Origin of the sequence: Aphanizomenon sp. UHCC 0183, assembly GCF_009712065.1 — a bacterium.
Lineage (GTDB): Bacteria > Cyanobacteriota > Cyanobacteriia > Cyanobacteriales > Nostocaceae > Dolichospermum > Dolichospermum heterosporum.
In genome coordinates, this window is record NZ_VILC01000002.1 from 20,240 (window position 1) to 38,622 (window position 18,383).

The window sequence follows — 18,383 nt, forward strand, 5'->3', positions numbered from 1 at the left end:
GAAGCGCTCCGTAGGAATCGCAAAAACCACGGGATTATGTAATTACTTGCGCTCGTAATGACAATTTCAGGGGTCTATAACGCCTGAAACCCTTGCAGATACCACTTGTGTGTACACCGTAGCCTGCCCTAGGTTAGCGCAGCGTGCCGAAGGCTGGGAAGGGGGGTTTCAAAGCCTCTCCCCGCTTCGGGGAGAGGTTTGGAGAGGGGTTTGTTTATACATTAAAAATTTTTCAAACATCCTCTAAGAGAATTTATCCAATCTTCTACCAAAGACGTAATAGTTTTGTCTTTAGTGGCTATCCTTTATGCTATCATAAAAACAGGTCGAAAGGAAACGAAAAACATGAAAACATCTTACCAATACCGATTAAAGCCAACAAAAGAACAAGCGGAAAAAATTGATAAAATACTAGATATGCCGCGTTGTCAGTACAATTATCAACTTGCTCAACGGTTTAATTGGTATGAGGCAAATCGCTCTCCTGTTGATAGATGTTCCATTTTCGTTTGTCATTTACCAGAGTTAAAAGATAAACCTAATCGCTTTAGTCAGCAAGCATCATTAACCCAACTTAAAGAAGACCGACCTTGGTACAAAAATATTCATTCTCAAGTGTTACAAGAAGTTCCTAAAAAAGTTGAATTAGCTTTTGATAGATGGTTGAAAGGTGATAGCAACGGCAAAAAATCTGGTAGACCTAGATTTAAAGGTGTTGGGCAATACAAAACATTTACGTTTCCTCAATTCAAGCAACATCACTTTGCTAATAACAAGATTACCCTGTCTAAAATAGGAGATGTAAAGGTAATTGTTCATCATCAAATCCCCGACAGGTTTGAGATTAAAACTGTGTCTGTCACTAAAAAAGCGGACGGGTATTATGTAACTTTAAGCCTTGACGACAAAACAGTTCCAACAATTAAACCTGATTTTAATGCTAATAATATTATTGGTATTGATGTCGGATTAATTGATTTTATTGTCACCTCAGACGATGAAAGAATTGCCGCCCCTAAGTTTTTACGTAAAGCTGAACGTAAATTAAAATCTGCACAACGTCGCGTTTCTCGCAGAAACAAAAATTCTAACGGACGTAAAAAAGCGATTAAAAAACTGGGGATTCAACACAAAAAAGTATCAGATACCCGCAAAGATTTTCACTTTAAAACAGCAAACAATTTACTCAAAAAGTACGATGTTATTGCTGTAGAAAAGTTAAATATAAAAGGTTTTACTGAGGAGCGGAATGATGGGAAACTATCACGTTCCGTTTTGGAGAGCAGTGGAGGGGGCAACTCCTTCACTGACTTTAATTATCAAGAACCGTGGGACACACGGTCTTAAAGCTCAGTCAATGTCTTCATAGAAGAGTCGCGCTCGTTGCCCACACTCACCCGTTCGCGTAAGCGTGCCGCAAGCCATAGGGGAGTGTGTGGAGTATGTCACCATCAGTTCAGCACAAACTCACAAAAAATAGTAGCAAAGACAAGGTTTCTGTTAATGAATAGCATAAAGTGGCTTTTTTCACAAACTCAAATAATTACTAATTGGAAACGGTTAGTGTCGAAATGCTTGCTGCTGCTTGTTTGCCTATTCGTAATTAGTATGCAGCCAGCATTAGCAGGTATTAAAGATGACCGATATGATGGCAATATTTTTGTAATTTATGCTGGTAATGGTTCTCTCGTTCCCCCCAAAGAAACTCTAGCACAGACATTAGCAGAACATAAACCAGCAATAGTGACATTCTACACTGATGACAGTAGCGATTGCAAAAAATATGCGCCGGTTGTTTCCGAGATGCAAGCATTCTATGGTCGCGCCACAGAAATCATTCCTGTCAGCGTTGATACTCTTTTAGCGGACAATACCTATCAACCCACAGAAGCGGGATATTACTATGGAGGAAGTGTTCCTCAAGTTGTAGTTTTTGACCAGTCAGGTAAGGTAATCTTGAACAAAAAAGGTCAAGTACCTTTTGAGGAAATAGACGACAAATTGAGAGAAATATTTGACTTATTACCCCGCACTGAGTCAGTCGAGTTAAAACGACGTTCACTAAGAGAATTCAGCAGTCAGTTAGAAGACCAATAGAATAGCTTAAGTCATACCCCATACCTCGTTCCCAGTCTCTGACTGGGAATGCTGTCACAGAGGCTCTGCCTCTATTATTATGGAAGGCAGAGCCTTCTGAATTCATTCCCATACAGAGTATGGGAACGAGAAAGGAACAAGAAAGGAGAAATACATTATTTCACCGAGAAAATTGCCGTTTTAAAGCTGTAAAAACTGGACAAGGGGCTGATGTTTGTAAATTCTCCGGTTTACTCCAAGTAAAAGGTGCTTTTTGAGCCGCAGACATCCATAAGAGTCTTTTGGCTCTAGTCATGGCAACATAAAGTAAACGATATTCTTCAGCAATTTACCTCGTTCCCAGTCTCTGACTGGGAATGCTGTCACAGAGGCTCTGCCTCTATTATTATGGAAGGCAGAGCCTTCTGAAGTCATTCCCATACAGAGTATGGGAACAAGAAAGGAACAAGAAAGGAGAAATACATTATTTCACCGAGAAAATTGCCGTTTTAAAGCTGTAAAAACTGGACAAGGGGCTGATGTTTGTAAATTCTCCGGTTTGTTCCAAGTAAAAGGTGCTTTTTGAGCCGCAGACATCCATAATAGTTTTTTGGCTCTAGTCATGGCAACATAAAGTAAACGATATTCTTCGGCAATTTTCAGGTATTTTGATTCTTCCCACGCTTGCTTAATATCTGGTATGGGTTTTTTGTGAAGTCCGGCACGAATTTGGGCGCGGGCAACTTCTGATAAAGTAAAATCACCTAGAAATTGTCCTTGGGGGGGAATCCAAAATCGTCCAGGAATTAAGTTTTCATGGAGAAAAGGCAAAAATACATAATCCCAGTCTAGCCCTTTGGCTTTGTGCATGGTGATAATTGTTAATTGTCCGGGTTTGGTATATTGTGCTTCTACATTTTCTGGTTCTACAGATTCAAATCTTTCGGAATTGACAATTTCACTTAAAGTTGAGATCATTGCCCCCATAGAACTATTACCAAAAATTTGCAGATTTACCCGTTCTGCAAGTTTGTCAGCGGTTGCTAATTCGGCTTGATCATATTTTAAAGATAAGGCGAAAAAAGAAATTATTTGATAAAATGGTAGTTCTAAATAAGCCCTGAGTAGACTCCGACAAAGATGAGCCGCTTTTTGGACTATTTCTGTTTGGGGTGTGGCTAAAAGACCTGGATAGAGAAATTCTTCAGGTAAACTAGCTAGAGTGTTAATATCTTGGGTAGGAATTAATTGCCTTTCTACAAGGACTTCTAAGGTAGCTTTGAGATAATCGGGGGAATGGGGGCGATCGCAAAACTGCAATAATGATAGAATTTCTTGAGGAACATGAGAACGGCGTTCCTTTTCTCCCACATCATAAAGTTTAATTTTATGTTCTTTACATATTGGTTCTAAAGCCGCAGCTAACCATCGTCCTTGACGATTTTCTCTCACTAATATCGCTGCACAAGCTTGGGGATTTTCGCTAAATAACTCAATTACTCTTTGGGAAAGTAATTCAACTGTATGATGAATATCTCTAGGGATATGAAGTTCTAAACCCTGTCCCACAGGTTGAGGATTGCCATTTTCTTGATTAACTGGGTGAATTTTCTGATTTCTAAATGGTGCTTGTCTATGTTGAGTTTTGGCAAAATCTTGATTATTGACCCATTCTAAAGCAAAGTTAGCTGCATCAATAATTATTTGCGTACTGCGCCCAGCTTGATCCATTTCCGCTAGTCTATCTTGAATTTGACAATCTTCGCAAAATTCCCGAAAATAAATCGGGTCAGCAGGTGTAAATGTAGAATTAATGGCTTGATTAGGATCACCAACTCTGATTAAATTCAAAGCTGATTTATCTAATTTATCTGCATATTCTTGACTAGCGAGTATTTCTAATAAATCTGTTTGTAAAGGACTAGAATCTTGAGCTTCGTCTTCAAAAACAGCAAAAACTTTATTTTGTTCAATGCGGCAGGTGCTAGGATTTCGCAAAACTTTTAAAGCCCCTAATATCATATCATCGTAATCAATAAAGTCTTGTAACTGCATGATTTTTTGATATTGTTCATATAATCCAGCGGCTATTCTTAAAATGTCATATTTATTATGAGTTTGTTCACTCCACTTTAATAAATCTGCTGGCGATATTCCCGAACTTTTGGCTTCATGAATCACCGTATAAGCTAAATCTGGCAATATTTCCGTTCGCAGCACCGATTGACGACGGAGTTTTTCGGTTTCTTCTCCATCAAATTGCTTTCCTGCAAGTAAGCGTAGATAAATTTCTGGATAATTAGCAATCCATTGTTCTACTGCTGTGCGAATGAATTTATGACTTTGATTTGGTGTGATTAAAGTCGCATTTTCTAATTGTAAACCCGATAAATGAGGATGACGACTAGCAATAATTAACGCTAAACCATGCAAAGTATAAACTGCAAATCCTGTTTGTGGTAAAGATAATTTCTTTAAGTTTTCCCGAATTTTAAGTTTAATATTAGCAGTGGCAGAACGGGTAAAAGTAACAACAATTAACTGTTTATAATCCTGATTGCCTGTATTTAAATAATCCTCATATTGACGAGCAATGGCGATCGCTGCTGCTGCCGCCATCCCCGTAGATTTGCCCGCCCCAGGCACAGCAGACACAGCCAATGCTCCCCCTCTCCAATCCGCCATTTGTGTTTGTCCTGGGCGAAGCTGGGCGCGAATGGTGGCGATATTCTCTGTTAATTTAGTCAGTGGTGATTGGTCATTAGTCATTAGTTTTTATACAAGCTGTGTAATTTGATTTAAGTTAATATCCTCAATTAGAGGAGTAGGTTCATTACATCATACGGAGCGCTGGGCGATCGCTTTCCCTCCTATTATTGCTAAACTAAAATAAACCTCACACCAGCAGGAGGACATAATGACTTTTACAACTGATGTCCAGGAAAATCAAGACTTACGCCCTTACCCAGAAACCTCTCTTCCAGATCATACCCAACTCCCAGAGTCGGACGGCACGTTTGTGAAAAATTGGCAAGAACATCCCCAAAGTATTCTACTAACTGATTCTATCAACCCAGTATTACAAAAACATCATCCAGACCGACAATATATTATAGGTCAAAATAGTGCTATTTATTGGCGCATTACTGAGCCGCCAGAAATTGGCGCACTAGCTCCAGACTGGTTTTATATACCCAATGTCCCACCTTTACTAGATGGTAAAATCCGACGTTCTTATGTGCGTTGGTTAGAACATATTTCGCCATTAGTTGCTTTAGAATTTGTTTCTGGTAATGGTGCAGAAGAACGAGATAAAACTCCTTGGAAGGGTAAATTATGGATTTATGAACAGGTGACTAAACCCGCTTTTTACGGCATTTATGAAGTGAATAAAGCCAGTATAGAAGTTTATGAATTAATTGGTGGAGAATATCAGTTATTGTCAGCAAATGAAAGAGGACATTATTCAATTACACCTATGGGTGTGGAGTTAGGTTTATGGCAGGGAGAATATCAGAATGCAGAATTACCCTGGCTGCGGTGGTGGGATTTGCAAGGTAATTTGTTATTAACTGGTGAAGAAAGAGCAAATCGCTTGGCTGCACAATTACGGGCTTTGGGAGTTGAACCGGAAGCGTAATATTATTTGGATTTTGGGTTGAAAACGCGATTAGAGACTTACCGAGTAAAAAACTTGTGTACTATCCATCCTAAACCTAACCCTAGATTGGATGTGCCAGTCAAAATTAGAAAAGTATGATCCTTACTAAAGGATTTTTCTAAATGATGCGAAGCCCCAACCCCAGCCACAGCCCAAGCCACAGCCCCAGCCACAGCCCCAGCCCCAGCCCCAGCCCTAGCCCCAGCCCCAGCCACAGCCAAAGCCTCAGCCACAGCCACAGCCACAGCCACAGCCACAGCCACAGCCCCAGCCACAGCCACACCCAAAGCCAAAGCCACAGCCCCAGCCCGGGGTCTAGCCACATCCCCAACCACAACCATAGACCCCCCAAGCACAGCCCCAGCCACAGCCAAAGCCCACGACAAAAACGGAGCATTAACGGCAGTTAGAATGTAGCCCATTAGAGAAGAAAGCAATAATAATATAGTCAATGAAACCCAAGGAATCGTTCTAGCTATTTCTGTATCTGCATTAGGAATTGAAGATTTGTAGCTTAATATTTCTAGCCATGACTGCATGGACTGAGGACGGTCTTTTGCCTCCAAAGCCATACCATTGAGAATTGCTCTATTTAATCCGTCACTGATACTAGAAATAATCTCTCGCGGTGGAATTAGCGGCTCATTATCAAGTTTACGAGCTAAAGAATTTGTGGGATTTTGACCAGTTATACCATAATAAAGACTGGCAGCCAGACAGTAAATATCTACCCTTGGATCTCTACTTCCTTTATATCTCTGTTCATAAGGAGCAAATCTCTCGTGGGCTGCCTTATCCGTCGAACTTTGAGTTGCAGGAATTATTTGTTTAGCAATACCAAAATCAATTAAAACAGCCTTACCATTACTTCGCAGCATAATGTTTCCAGGGTGGGCATCTCTGTGTACTAAACCTGCTTGATGCACTACCATTAGAGCTTGCCCTATTTGGCGAATATAAGTTACAATCTCTGCTGCTGGTAATGCTCCCCTACGCTTGACAGCCTGAAACAAATTTTCCCCTGGTACAAATTCCATGACTAGACAATGGGTATTACCTTCCTGAAATAGTTCAATTACCCCGACAATATGAGGGTGAGGATCTTGAGATAAACGTGCTAGTGTCTGCCCTTCTGCAATAAATCTTTCTATATACTTGTCATACTCTGGATCATGGTTCAGATATTCATTAGGTGTCTTGATGACAACTGGCCGATTGAGGTTCACCTGTAATGCCTTGTAAGTAATGCCAAATCCTCCTTGTCCGAGAATCTGCTCAATTACATATTTACCACCCTGCAATTCCTGTCCTATTCCCCAGGTCATGAATACCTCTGATTTAAATATTTATTTTCATCCCACCACCTGAGAAAAGTTTACATGATTCTACGGTTTATTGGTAGCCGTAGGACTGGGAGATTGTGATGGTGTACTGGTAGGTGGAGATGGTTTAAAAATAGGAATCCAGCCAACTATACCTGAGAGTAATGTCCCAATAGCAGCAATTCCAGCTATAACCAATGTCCAGAACTGGATGTTTTTATCCCAACTCCAATCAAGTATAGGCTTTGGTTTTTTTTCAGTTCCACCTAAAGAGTCAAGCCATTTTTTTACTGATTGCGATCGCTCTTGGGGATTTAGTTTCATCCCTGTTAAAATTTCTTGGTTAATGCGATCGCTAATTTTGGGATTAATTTCTTTTGGTTCTTGTAAATGAATATTATCCAGTTTACGTTTGAGAGCATCTACAGGAATTTTTCCAGTCAAAAGCACATAAAGAGTTGCAGCCAAAGAATAAATATCACTGGCTTGAGTTGGTTTAGTGCCTTTAACGTAAAGCTCAGGAGGTGTAAATCCAGGGGCATTTTCTTCGGCTCGTCGCGTGGTTAATTCATGGTCAAAATCTAGAGCCAAATCAAAATCAATGAGTACAGCTTCAGGTTTTCCCCCACGCAAAATAATATTTTCTGGTTGCACATCTCCATGAATCAAGTTATTGTCATGTACAACTGTCAAAGCTTCCCCAATTTGCCGAATGTAAACTAATGCTTCTTGTTCAGGAAGTTGTAGTTGGTCACGTTCAGCTAAGTTTAATCCGGCCACATATTCCATTACCAAACAGGAAGACTCTGCTTCTTTAAAAGGTTCGGAAAATTTAACAATATGTTGATGCTGACAGCGCGTAAGTTTGACTGCTTCTTGCAAAAACATCGTTTCTAGCCGTTCCCGATCTGATTGATTCAGGGATGTGAGTAAATTAATATCTAAGGTTTTGATAATTTGGCGATCATTGTTTTTATTTCTCACCAAATAAGTAATCCCAAAGCGTCCTCGTCTCAATTCTTTTTCAATGGTGTATTTTCCACCTTGCAACTGATCACCTGCTACCCAAGCCATTTTTGCAACTCCCCAAATACTTGGATTAATTTTCGCACAAAAAGCTTGTGTAGTCTCTATCTAGCTTCAGTTTTCACCCAAAATCACGAAACTCCTTCCCATGCCATATTCTGGCTCTTGCGTCTCTTTTATGGTGATTGAGGATTGATGATAACAAAACCCTTACGGGACAAGGGTTATAAACAATTATTTCCATATTTTCAATGAAATGCCTACACAATATGGCTTTCAATGATTTTGAACCAGGTTTTCCATAAAAATAACCGAAGAACCCATATTCTTAATATAAGAATCACATCTTCAATGCGTAATTCATCAACTTTCAACAGAAAATAATCCCTTGGTCTTCTATGAAACCTGCTTATATAATAAAAATATCTTAACTACTTGATTGTACGGGTAGGGGTTTAGCACTGCTAAACCCTTACACATCTACGCAAAACTGTTAAATTAATTTCTTCTTTCTGACTCGGTGACTTCTAGAGACTTCCAAATAAAAAAATGTCCCAAAACTGATGCAAAAATTCTCTCTCTGTGTACTCTGTGCCTCTGTGGTTCGTTTCTTGGGATAATTTATTTCTTGGAAGTCTCCTATTGCATTACTCGTCAATCTGCCAAGCATCTTTGGTATATTCTTCATCCAATACTTTCTTAGGACGAACCAAAACAATCATTTTTCCTAACAAGGGAATTGCTGGTGCAGTTTCAAACCATTGAAAGTCAATACTATCGCCGTTTTCAAACACAAAGTAATTGGAAATATCCCATTCTCGTTGAGCGCGATCTATGACGATCATGATCGGTTCAACTTTGTTTTGATGGGGGTTGGGGAAAATATCGCTATTACCAATGACAACTACAGGATCTTCTGCATTTAGTAGCACTTTCCAGCCCGGTAAGGCTACCCAAGCTTGTTCTCCGGCAAATTTAACAATCCGAAATGGTTGAATTTCGGTAATAAATGGTACAGCTTTTAATTCCTGTGATGTTAATGGTAACTCGCCTACAACCGGTAAAATCCGGGGTAAATCTTCATCAATTTCTAGACGATAAAATGGTAAAATCGGCGGCGCTACTTTAGCCGTAACGCTAAAATCCATTAACAGTTGTTCTAGTTGTTTTCTGGCTGTTTCGGAGTGAGCAAAGCGTAAGCCCTTGGCAATTAAGCGCGATCGCTCGGATAAGTCAGATTTTTGTTTAGCATATTTCCAGGATTGATAGGCGATCGCATCTCCTGGATGTTTACTAAAACCTTCGGGTAAAGTAGGAAACCAAGAATAGTCTTTCACTGCTTTGGCTATATCCCTGACTACATCGGCATCAAGTTTGTATTGATATGTCAAATCCGCAGTCGTGGCTCGGTCTTCTTGGGTTAATCCACGCAATTCATATAAGACATCACTACTCTTGGTGCTATAATATGCCAATGTTGCCGATGATGAGCCACATTTTTCCATAGAATTATAAACCTGAGAGCCAACAATTACCTGATTTTGTTGAATTGGTTCAAATCCAGTGGCTTCAAAGATGTCTTGGGGATTGTAACCATTTTTTTGCAGGTAGGCGATCGCCTGTCCCCATTCCACCCAAGTCCCCTGTTTTTGTCTCAGCTTAACTAATAATTCTGTGGCTGTTCCTTGGTCAGGATTTGGCAAATTGGGCTGTATTTCGGTCATAATTAAAGGATGCGTCTTAAAAAGTTAATACTGTGTGATGAGCGTGAAGAAATATAAACCTGGAAAACTATCTTCTTCTCTTATGTGTATTTTGACTTATTACTCATGAAAATAGTCAGAAAAAATAAGTGAGATATATAGTTGTAGAATTAGTGTATCAAAGAAATTTGCATCTCACTTGAGTTTTCAGCGCTATTCTTAACATCATACAGATAGAAAATATAACAAAATAGCAGCTAACACGGATATATTTATGGATAAACCCAATTTTGAATCTAACCAAGTTCGCCGTCAACGCCCAACCCCTGAAAGTGCCAAAAAACTTAATGTTCCCTATTCCCTCAACAAATGAGTAACGAAGTCCGCGCTATATTTAATCGTATTGCTCCTGTTTATGACCAACTTAACGATCAGTTAAGCTTGGGACAACACCGCATTTGGAAAGAAATGACAGTCAAATGGAGCGCAGCTAAACCTGGTGATACTGGCTTAGATTTGTGTTGTGGTAGTGGGGATTTAACCTTTCGGTTAGCACGTCATGTAGGGAAAATAGGCAAAGTTTATGGAGTAGATTTTTCTGCTAACTTACTAAATACTGCTCAAGAACGCTGCAAAAATTACTATCCCCAACCTCCTATTAATTGGATAGAAGCAGATGTATTAAATTTACCTTTTGATGATAGTTATTTTGACACAGCCACGATGGGGTATGGATTAAGAAATGTTAAAGATATTCCCGGTAGTCTCAAAGAAATACACCGTGTTCTCAAACCAGGTGCGAAAGCCGCAATTTTAGACTTTCATCGTCCCGACAATCAACAGTACCGCGCTGTGCAACAGTGGTACTTGGATAATCTGGTAGTTCCCATAGCTACTAATCTAGGCTTAAAAGACGAATATGCTTATATTAGCCCTAGTTTAGACCGATTTCCCACTGGGAAGGAGCAAATAAAGTTAGCTATTGAAGCCGGTTTTATGAATGCCACACATTACCCCATTGCTAACGGTATGATGGGAGTATTAGTAGTAAGAAATTAAAAATTAAGGTTCTACCGCTCCCCTTATGGAGAAGAATATTAATTTAATTTTTGTAGGTTGGGTTGAACGAAGTGAAACCCAACATTGGCGGTAAGATAGTAAGAGTTGTTGGGTAACATACGTCAACCCAACCTAAGTAGGTGAACAGAAAAATTTAAAGGTATGTGAAGAAAAGTAAAATCACTCAAAACTCTCTTCCTGTTCCCAGTTAAGAGTTCCCTGTTCCCTTGCCCCAACGACAATTTTTAACGCCCACCTACTTACTACAATAAATGTTGTTTTACGTAAAGGGAGCGGTAGAGCCAAAATTAATAATTCAATAAAACTTCCACCCTTACCCATTACCCATTACCCATTACCCATTACCCATTACCCATTACCCATTACCCATTACCTAATCCAAAAGCCTGTGGATTTGTCTAGAATTCTATTATATATATCTCCCCCCATTCTGGGTGGATTAATTGGCTATTATACCAACGACATAGCCATAAAAATGTTATTTCGTCCCTATAAAGCCGTTTATATTTTTGGACGAAAAGTACCGTTTACTCCTGGTTTAATTCCTAGTAATCAGGAACGGTTAGGACAGAATATTGCGAATGCGATTATGAAATCGCTACTGACTCCAGAAGAAATGCAAAATCTGGCGCGGAAACTCCTACAACCTGAACGATTACAAGGTGGAATTCTCTGGTTATTACGTCTGGTAGTTGATCAAGTTAAAGGTGATAAAAACCCTCGTAGCACTAAAATTTTAGCTGGTATTTTACGGGATTTATTAGGTGAATCTTTACCGCGTCTCTTGAAGGTTCTGGCGAGAAAAGAAACATTTTTAGAAACCCAAGTTAACCAAATATTTGACAAAGTATTACTAGAATTTCAACTCAGTGATGAACAATCTATCCGGTTAGCTGATTGGTTACTAGAGGTGGTTTTACCTTCAGATAGATTACGACAAGTTATTATTGATTTTTTAACAGATCGGACAATTCAAACTATTGATGAAAGCTTTCGAGAAAAAACCAGTGGTACTTATTGGGTAGTGGCGAATTTGTTTGGGTTGAAAAATACTTTAACTCGATTACGGACATTTTGCTTAGATGAGAAGGAAGCAACTAACAAGCGATTGCAAGAATTAATCAAAGATTTAAAAATGCGCGATCGCATTAAAGAATTATTACAAAATTTATCTTTACAAAATCTCCCAGTTGGTACAGTGCGTCAACTGCGAAAAACTATTAGAGATAATGTCCGTCAATATCTGCAAAATAGTGGTAGTAATTTACTGAAAGAATTAACAGAATCGGCTGACTGGGAAAGGATTTCTATTGTATTACTAAATCGCTTAAGTAGTTCAAGCGTTGTTAACACCTCCTTAGAAGTTGTTGCACGGGATTTAGCATTAATTTTAGAAAAGTATCTGGAAAAAGACTTAGAAGTTATTGTATCTCAAGCAATTCCTATTTTATCTATAGATCAGGTAATTGTAGAACGAGTCAAAGGTACATCACCTGCTGAGTTAGAAGATGCAATTGAGGGAATTGTCAGAAATGAATTACAAGCAATTGTCACTTTGGGTGGTGTTTTAGGTTTTGTTGTTGGTTTGTTACAAGTAGGATTTTTATTTTTGAGTCAATCTATGTAAGTAGGTGGGCGTTAAAAATTGTCGTTGGGGCAAGGGAACTCTTAACTGGGAACAGGAAGAGAGTTTTGAGTGATTTTACTTTTCTTCACATACCTTTAAATTTTTCTGTTCACCTACTTAATGGGTAATTGGTAATGGGTAATTGGTAATTGGTAATGGGTAATTTCTACTGACAACTGACAAATCAAGATTGTTGTTTACCCTTAGAGGCACATTTTTTTCTCCACCATTGTTCTAAAAGTTGAATTCGCCAAAGCATAGCAAAACGTTGGAGATTCCAGATTACTTGAATATGATAGCTAAATAATGGCTGGTTTAAATATTGCCACAGAGGAAAGTTAATTTTTGTATGTTTGGGATTCATGGGGGGAAAAATATACTATATAATCAACCACTTCAGAAGTATCTGGCAATCTAAGTAGTGAGACAAAATTAATTACACAATGTCATTGCGTAAGCGTTGCGTGGCATTAGCCATATGGAACGAAGTGAAATGAAGCAATCGCAAGGGTTGTGATTGCTTCCCTTCCCTCGCAATGACTGTAAATATTTTTGTCCAATTACTTAGTTAATAAATTTCGATTACTAATACCTTCATAATTTGAGATTAAACTAGTATTTCACAATTGTCTTTGTGGAAATTACGGAAGTTAAAAAATTTAACTTTTGTAAGAGTTAAAAAAATATCAGCAAATCCTGAATTTCTTGCTGGTCAATAGGTTATTCCGTGTTTTCTATTTTGAGGGGGTAACTATAGCTACATTATTTTATTTATAATAAATCAAGCAAAAATGGTATACTAAATGGTACACTACGTACTTTATGCTTCTCGCGGAGGCATAAGCACGGCCTTTTTTTAGTCAACCCAATATTTGATATGCAGTTAGAAGAAATTTTATCGGAACTAGAAAACAATACTGGAGTATTTCCTCGTCCAGCTGTGGAGAGAGCTATTGAAGAACAGGAAGCCATTACTCCTTTGTTGTTAGCAACTTTGGAAGAATGCAAAAATAATCTGGAAGAATTATTTGAAGAAGAAGCATATATTTTACATCTTTATGCTCTATATTTATTAGCACAATTTAGAGAAGCTAAAGCTTATCCGCTAATTATTGACTTTTTTTCAATTCCGGGGGATATCACAGTAGATTTTTCTGGAGATGTAGTCACTGAAGACTTAGCAAGAATTCTGGCTTGTGTTTGTCATGGAAATATTGAGCCAATTAAGCAACTAATAGAAAATCAAGAAGCTAATGAATATGTTAGAGATGCTGCTTTACAATCATTAGTTGTTCTCGTTGTTCAAGGAATTCTTCCTAGAGAGCAGGTTATTCAATATTATGATGAACTTTTTTCAACTAAATTTGCAAATGAACCTGCTGATTCCTTGGTTTGGACTCATTTAGTAATTAATAGTACGGATATTTGTCCTATTGAATTAAAGGAACATATTGACAAACTTTATGAACAGGATGTAATTGATAGGTGGTTTATAAGTCAAAAGAATGTACATGATGCTATTGAAATGGGTGTAGAAGCTGCCTTGGCTAAACTGCAAAAGAATCAACGTTATTCTTGGATTGATGATACTGTATCAGAAATGGAATGTTGGGCTTGTTTTCGAGCTAATACAAATAATAAAAGGGATATGTCGTCGCTATTAGAAAACTTTAAGTCATCAAATAAAAACTATGTTTCCCCCATTGCTTTAGAAAGAATTGATGGTTTCTCAAGAACAAATATAGATAAAGCTAAAGCTGATAAAAAGAAAAAAATGCAGAAAGAATCTCGACGGAAAAATCGTTCTAAGAAAAAATAATTTCCCAAAGGAGTATTTGGGAGATTTAAAATACAAGAACCCCACCCCCAACCCCCTCCCCGCAAGCGAGGAGGGGGCTATAATGTATCCTTATATCTTTAATAGTATGAGCCTGTTTTCCGGTGGTTAATAGCAGTCATAGCATCCGGCTTGAGTAATTTACCGTTGTCAACAGTTGCATAGATTACCCAATGATCACCGCATTCTAGGCGCTGTTGTACCAAACATTCTAGATATGCACAAGCTTCTGTTAAAATAGTACAACCATTATCGGCTTCCGCTGTGGGGAAGTTAGCAAATCTGTCTTCTCCAGGTTTAAAACTTTTGCGGAAATGTTTCATGTATTCCAGATGAACACCTTCAGGAAGGATATTCAAGACAAATTTACCACCAGGATATAATAGTGATTCGACTGCTCGCTCTTTGGCGATCGCTACAGTAATTCCCGGTGGATTAAAAGTAGCCTGAGATACCCAAGCACCCATCATCCCTGTCGAAAATTCTCCCTGCTTGGCGGCAATGACACAGACAGAACCAATAATCCGGCCGACGGCTTGTTCTGTGGGGGTTGCAGATTGTTGAGGAACACGCACTTTCTTAGCTTTTCGCAAACTTTGAGCAAAGTCTGTACCGACTTCTTCGCAATATTTGAGAGTGACTTCATCTGGTTTAAATTTGACTTTCAAGGTATCAAAACCGAAACGATAGCCAGCGTCTCGGAGTTTGCATTCTACCAAGTCTAAAGCTTCACCACTCCAACCGTAAGAACCAAATACCCCCGCCGGTTTGGTATTATCACCGCTAGAGAGAACAATTCCTAATGCGGTATGAATGGGAGTAGGTGCGTGTCCACCAATGGTAGGAGTACCAATGATAAAACCATCTGCTTGTTCGAAGCTGGTACGGATTTCGTCAGCGGTCGCAAATTCACAGTTGACAGATTTAACTGCAACGCCACCTTTGGTTAATCCTAACGCCATTGCTTGTGCTAAGGTGGCAGTGTTGCCATAAGCGGAAGCGTAGAGAAGTGCTACGGATATTTCTCGATCTTTTTGAGCGCGACTCCACTCACCGTAAGATTTGGTTAGTTCAATTAAACTGGTGCGTACCAAGGGTCCATGACCGACAGCATACATTCTCACCTGTAAATCGGAGATTTTCTCCAAAGCTGATTCCACATGAGTTGCATGAGGAGCCATGAGGCAATTAAAGTAATAACGTTGGTCTTCTTTGAAAGTTTCCCAATGATCATCAAATACTTCTTCACCACAGATGTGAGCGCCAAATAGCTTATCTGTAAAAAGAATTTGGGTTTGTTGGTCGTAAGTACAAAGTGCTTCAGGCCAGCGGGGACTAGGAGTAGGTAAGAATTTCAAGACATGACCTTTACCTAAATCTAGGGTTTCTTTCCCCCGCATGACGAGAACTTTGATATCTTGGTCGGTGAAAGCAGCACGTAAATTATTAGCAGCGGGAAGGGAACAAACAAAGGTAATTTGTGGTGCGATCGCTAAAATTGCTTTTAAAGTGGGAATACGATTGGGGTTAAAATGTCCCAAAATTACATAATCCAACTTTTGGACATTGATAGTTTTCTGTAATGCTTCCAGATAAATTTCTGTAAATCCTTCGGCTGGAGCGTCTGTTAATGCAGTTTTATCGGCTTCTATTAAATAGCTATTAGAAGTAGTTCCCCGTTCTAGAGCATATTCAATTTCAAACCGCAACCGGGACTTACTGCGCGATCGCATTACTTTTGTGTTGGTAGCAATTGGTAGTATTTGTACGTCCCTTGGTCTAGAATCGCTCATGGATACTTGTTGGGTCGAAAAAACTTGAGAAACCCAATTTTTAGCTGATTCAACAGCGTTAGAAAATGAATCTGGAAGTGTCATAGTTATTATGAAAGATGGGTAAATAAATATCTGTGTATTGGAAAATAGGAGGTAGGGGCGCAGGGCCTGCGCCCAGTCAGGAGTCAGGAAAAAGAAGGAAGATAGGAAAGAAGAAGGAAATTTTACTCTTACTTCCACTGACCACTGACCACTGACCACTGACTAATGACTAATGACTAATTAATAGTAATTTCCTACTTTGCGATGACGAACTGCGGTAATTCCATCGGGTTTAGAAACTTTGCCATCTTCAACTGTGCAGTATAAAATCCAGTGATCACTACATTCCATGTTGCTGATTACTTCACATTCCATGTATGCGAGTGCGTCGGTAAGAATGGGTGAACCGTTTTTAGCAGTTTGGATTTTTACGTCTGCAAATCTATCAGCACCGGGATTTAAACGTTTGAGAAAATGCTTTTTCAGGTCTTGATAGTTGCCTTCTTCTAGAACATTGAGAACAAAGCGATCGCCTACTTGCATTAAGTCATCTAAAGCGCGATCTTTAGCTACAGCAATGGTAAAACCCAAAGGCTGTAAACTGGCTTGTGTCACCCAAGAAGCGATCATTGCGCCGCTAACATCACCTTTTTTAGCAGTGACAATATACAAACCATTGCTAATTCTTCCCAACGCTTTTTCCATGTTCACGTCGAGAGATTTGATTTGTTTAATATTGCGTTCCCGCACTAACAATTGTCCCAAAGCATTGCCTGCTTCTGTAAATTGTTTATAGGTGGAATCTGTGGGAGTTTCTTTAATCCGAATAGCTGGGAAAGCTTCCTTAATACCTAAATCAATAAATTTGCGTCTGAGAGTATCAATCGGTTCATCATCGCCACCATAGGACTCAAATAAACCCACAACTTGCTTATTTTTAGCAACGGCTAATAAAGAACTAATTGCGGCTTGTGCTTTAATTGCACTAGTAGAAGGCATCCCTACAATTAAACCAGATGCTCTGCCGGCTAATTCTTGAATTTCTTGGCTTTCTGCGGTGTTGAGATCCAATACTTCCACACCAACACCAGCTTTTTGCAAACCATCACCAATTGAGTGTGCCAAGCGATCGCTATGTCCATAACCAGAGACATAAAACAAACCCACAGTCGTTTCTGTTTTTGCTTGTTTTTGACTCCAATTGTGATAACATTCTCGGAGAATATCGAGGTTATGATGTAGTAATGGTCCGTGTCCATTAGCAATAATTTTGATTTCCCCAAGTTCACCCATTCTCTTCATTGCATTTAGCAAAGAACGAGCATTTGGACCCATTAAACAATCATAATAAAAGCGAAAATCAGCTTCAATAGCTTCTAAATCTTCGTCGAAAGTGCGATCATCACAGTAGTGCATTCCGAACGCATCACAAGTGTAGAGAACTTGGGTTTGGCGATCAAAGCTAAAAATAGTATCTGGCCAGTGTAAATTTGGCGCACTGACAAATTCCATTTCGTGATCTTTACCAATTTTTACGCGATCGCCACTTTTGACAATTCGCTTAGAAAAAGGTTCATGTACCAAACCTTCTAAAAATTGCAAAGCCACTTTAGAAGCTAAAACAGTGGCTCTAGGAGCTAACTGTAAAATATCTTCTACTAAGCCACTATGATCAGGTTCAGTATGGCTAACAATTATATAATCAATCGTTTTAGGATTAACTAAACCCTTAAGAGTCTCTAAATAAAGTTCACGAAACTTCTGGTGAGAAGTATCAATTAAAACTGTTTGTTCACCTCTAATTAAATATGAATTATAGGTTGTACCATTTTGTAAACCAAATTCAATATCAAAACGATCCCGATCCCAGTCTAGAGAACGAATCGCAGTGGTATTAGGGGCAATTTCTACAGTTTGTATAGTTAATCGGTTCTGAACGTTCTCTGATATCACTACCATGATTTCACAATAGAAAATAAACAATCATTTCTTCTGCCCCCATTCTCGCTATTATTCTTATTTAAAGCTGTAATGAAAAATATATTTCGGAAAATTAAAGTTGTAAGCACAGATACAGTTTTTACTTTAATTTAGATTAAATTGGAATACGAAATCACAAACTACAGCAATAATCAATACCCTATTTTTCGTAAGTATTATTTATACTTATGTCCTATTGATAGAGTATCCTGGCTGTAACCGTACTAATCATAAAACTAAGTTTACTTTTAAAT

Annotated in this window: 14 protein-coding genes; 6 read left to right on the plus strand and 8 right to left on the minus strand. The window is 38.8% G+C overall.

Features of this window, described 5'->3' with window-relative positions:
* The first annotated feature begins 345 nt into the window (after positions 1-345).
* Both FJR37_RS00655 and FJR37_RS00660 read left to right on the plus strand, forming a co-directional pair.
* The gene (locus tag FJR37_RS00655; protein WP_371416080.1) at positions 346-1,347 is read left to right on the plus strand and encodes an RNA-guided endonuclease InsQ/TnpB family protein; all 1,002 of its coding nucleotides are present in this window, start codon (positions 346-348) and stop codon (positions 1,345-1,347) included.
* Between the two features lie 156 nt (positions 1,348-1,503).
* Entirely contained in the window at positions 1,504-2,097 is a 594-nt protein-coding gene (locus FJR37_RS00660) for a thylakoid membrane photosystem I accumulation factor (RefSeq protein ID WP_168465012.1), read from the plus strand.
* Between the two features lie 160 nt (positions 2,098-2,257).
* Here FJR37_RS00660 and FJR37_RS00665 read toward each other — a convergent pair whose 3' ends face one another.
* Complete coding sequence (locus FJR37_RS00665) at positions 2,258-2,425, minus strand: 3'-5' exonuclease (RefSeq protein ID WP_371416081.1); 168 nt, start codon at positions 2,423-2,425, stop codon at positions 2,258-2,260.
* Between the two features lie 140 nt (positions 2,426-2,565).
* Entirely contained in the window at positions 2,566-4,845 is a 2,280-nt protein-coding gene (locus FJR37_RS00670) for an ATP-dependent helicase (RefSeq protein WP_168465014.1), read from the minus strand.
* Between the two features lie 148 nt (positions 4,846-4,993).
* Here FJR37_RS00670 and FJR37_RS00675 point away from each other — a divergent pair, with 148 nt between their 5' ends.
* Positions 4,994-5,716 (plus strand): Uma2 family endonuclease, encoded by a 723-nt coding sequence (locus FJR37_RS00675; RefSeq protein WP_168465015.1) that lies wholly within the window; start codon positions 4,994-4,996, stop codon positions 5,714-5,716.
* A gap of 38 nt (positions 5,717-5,754) precedes the next feature.
* Here FJR37_RS00675 and FJR37_RS00680 read toward each other — a convergent pair whose 3' ends face one another.
* From FJR37_RS00680 to FJR37_RS00690, 3 genes are all read right to left on the minus strand, one after another.
* The gene (locus tag FJR37_RS00680) at positions 5,755-7,062 is read right to left on the minus strand and encodes a serine/threonine-protein kinase (RefSeq protein ID WP_168465016.1); all 1,308 of its coding nucleotides are present in this window, start codon (positions 7,060-7,062) and stop codon (positions 5,755-5,757) included.
* A gap of 60 nt (positions 7,063-7,122) precedes the next feature.
* Positions 7,123-8,193 (minus strand): serine/threonine protein kinase, encoded by a 1,071-nt coding sequence (locus FJR37_RS00685; RefSeq protein WP_371416082.1) that lies wholly within the window; start codon positions 8,191-8,193, stop codon positions 7,123-7,125.
* 539 nt (positions 8,194-8,732) lie between these two features.
* Positions 8,733-9,809: a RuBisCO accumulation factor 1 gene (locus FJR37_RS00690; protein ID WP_168465018.1), complete on the minus strand. Its 1,077-nt coding sequence runs from the start codon at positions 9,807-9,809 to the stop codon at positions 8,733-8,735.
* A 348-nt stretch (positions 9,810-10,157) separates the two neighbouring features.
* On the opposite strand from FJR37_RS00690, the gene ubiE reads away from it, so the two are divergent.
* Entirely contained in the window at positions 10,158-10,847 is a 690-nt protein-coding gene (gene ubiE / locus FJR37_RS00695) for a bifunctional demethylmenaquinone methyltransferase/2-methoxy-6-polyprenyl-1,4-benzoquinol methylase UbiE (RefSeq protein WP_168465019.1), read from the plus strand.
* 409 nt (positions 10,848-11,256) lie between these two features.
* Positions 11,257-12,495, plus strand: a complete 1,239-nt coding sequence (locus FJR37_RS00700; RefSeq protein ID WP_053541068.1) for a DUF445 domain-containing protein — start codon at positions 11,257-11,259, stop codon at positions 12,493-12,495.
* 184 nt (positions 12,496-12,679) lie between these two features.
* Here the strand turns inward: FJR37_RS00700 and FJR37_RS00705 are convergent, their stop codons facing one another.
* Positions 12,680-12,859, minus strand: coding sequence for a hypothetical protein (locus FJR37_RS00705; protein WP_174763370.1), 180 nt, complete (start codon positions 12,857-12,859; stop codon positions 12,680-12,682).
* Between the two features lie 513 nt (positions 12,860-13,372).
* On the opposite strand from FJR37_RS00705, the gene FJR37_RS00710 reads away from it, so the two are divergent.
* Entirely contained in the window at positions 13,373-14,314 is a 942-nt protein-coding gene (locus FJR37_RS00710) for a DUF1186 domain-containing protein (RefSeq protein ID WP_168465020.1), read from the plus strand.
* A gap of 98 nt (positions 14,315-14,412) precedes the next feature.
* Here FJR37_RS00710 and FJR37_RS00715 read toward each other — a convergent pair whose 3' ends face one another.
* Positions 14,413-16,125, minus strand: a complete 1,713-nt coding sequence (locus tag FJR37_RS00715; RefSeq protein ID WP_039202843.1) for a diflavin flavoprotein — start codon at positions 16,123-16,125, stop codon at positions 14,413-14,415.
* 264 nt (positions 16,126-16,389) lie between these two features.
* The gene (locus FJR37_RS00720; RefSeq protein ID WP_168465021.1) at positions 16,390-18,108 is read right to left on the minus strand and encodes a diflavin flavoprotein; all 1,719 of its coding nucleotides are present in this window, start codon (positions 18,106-18,108) and stop codon (positions 16,390-16,392) included.
* Positions 18,109-18,383: the final 275 nt, after the last annotated feature.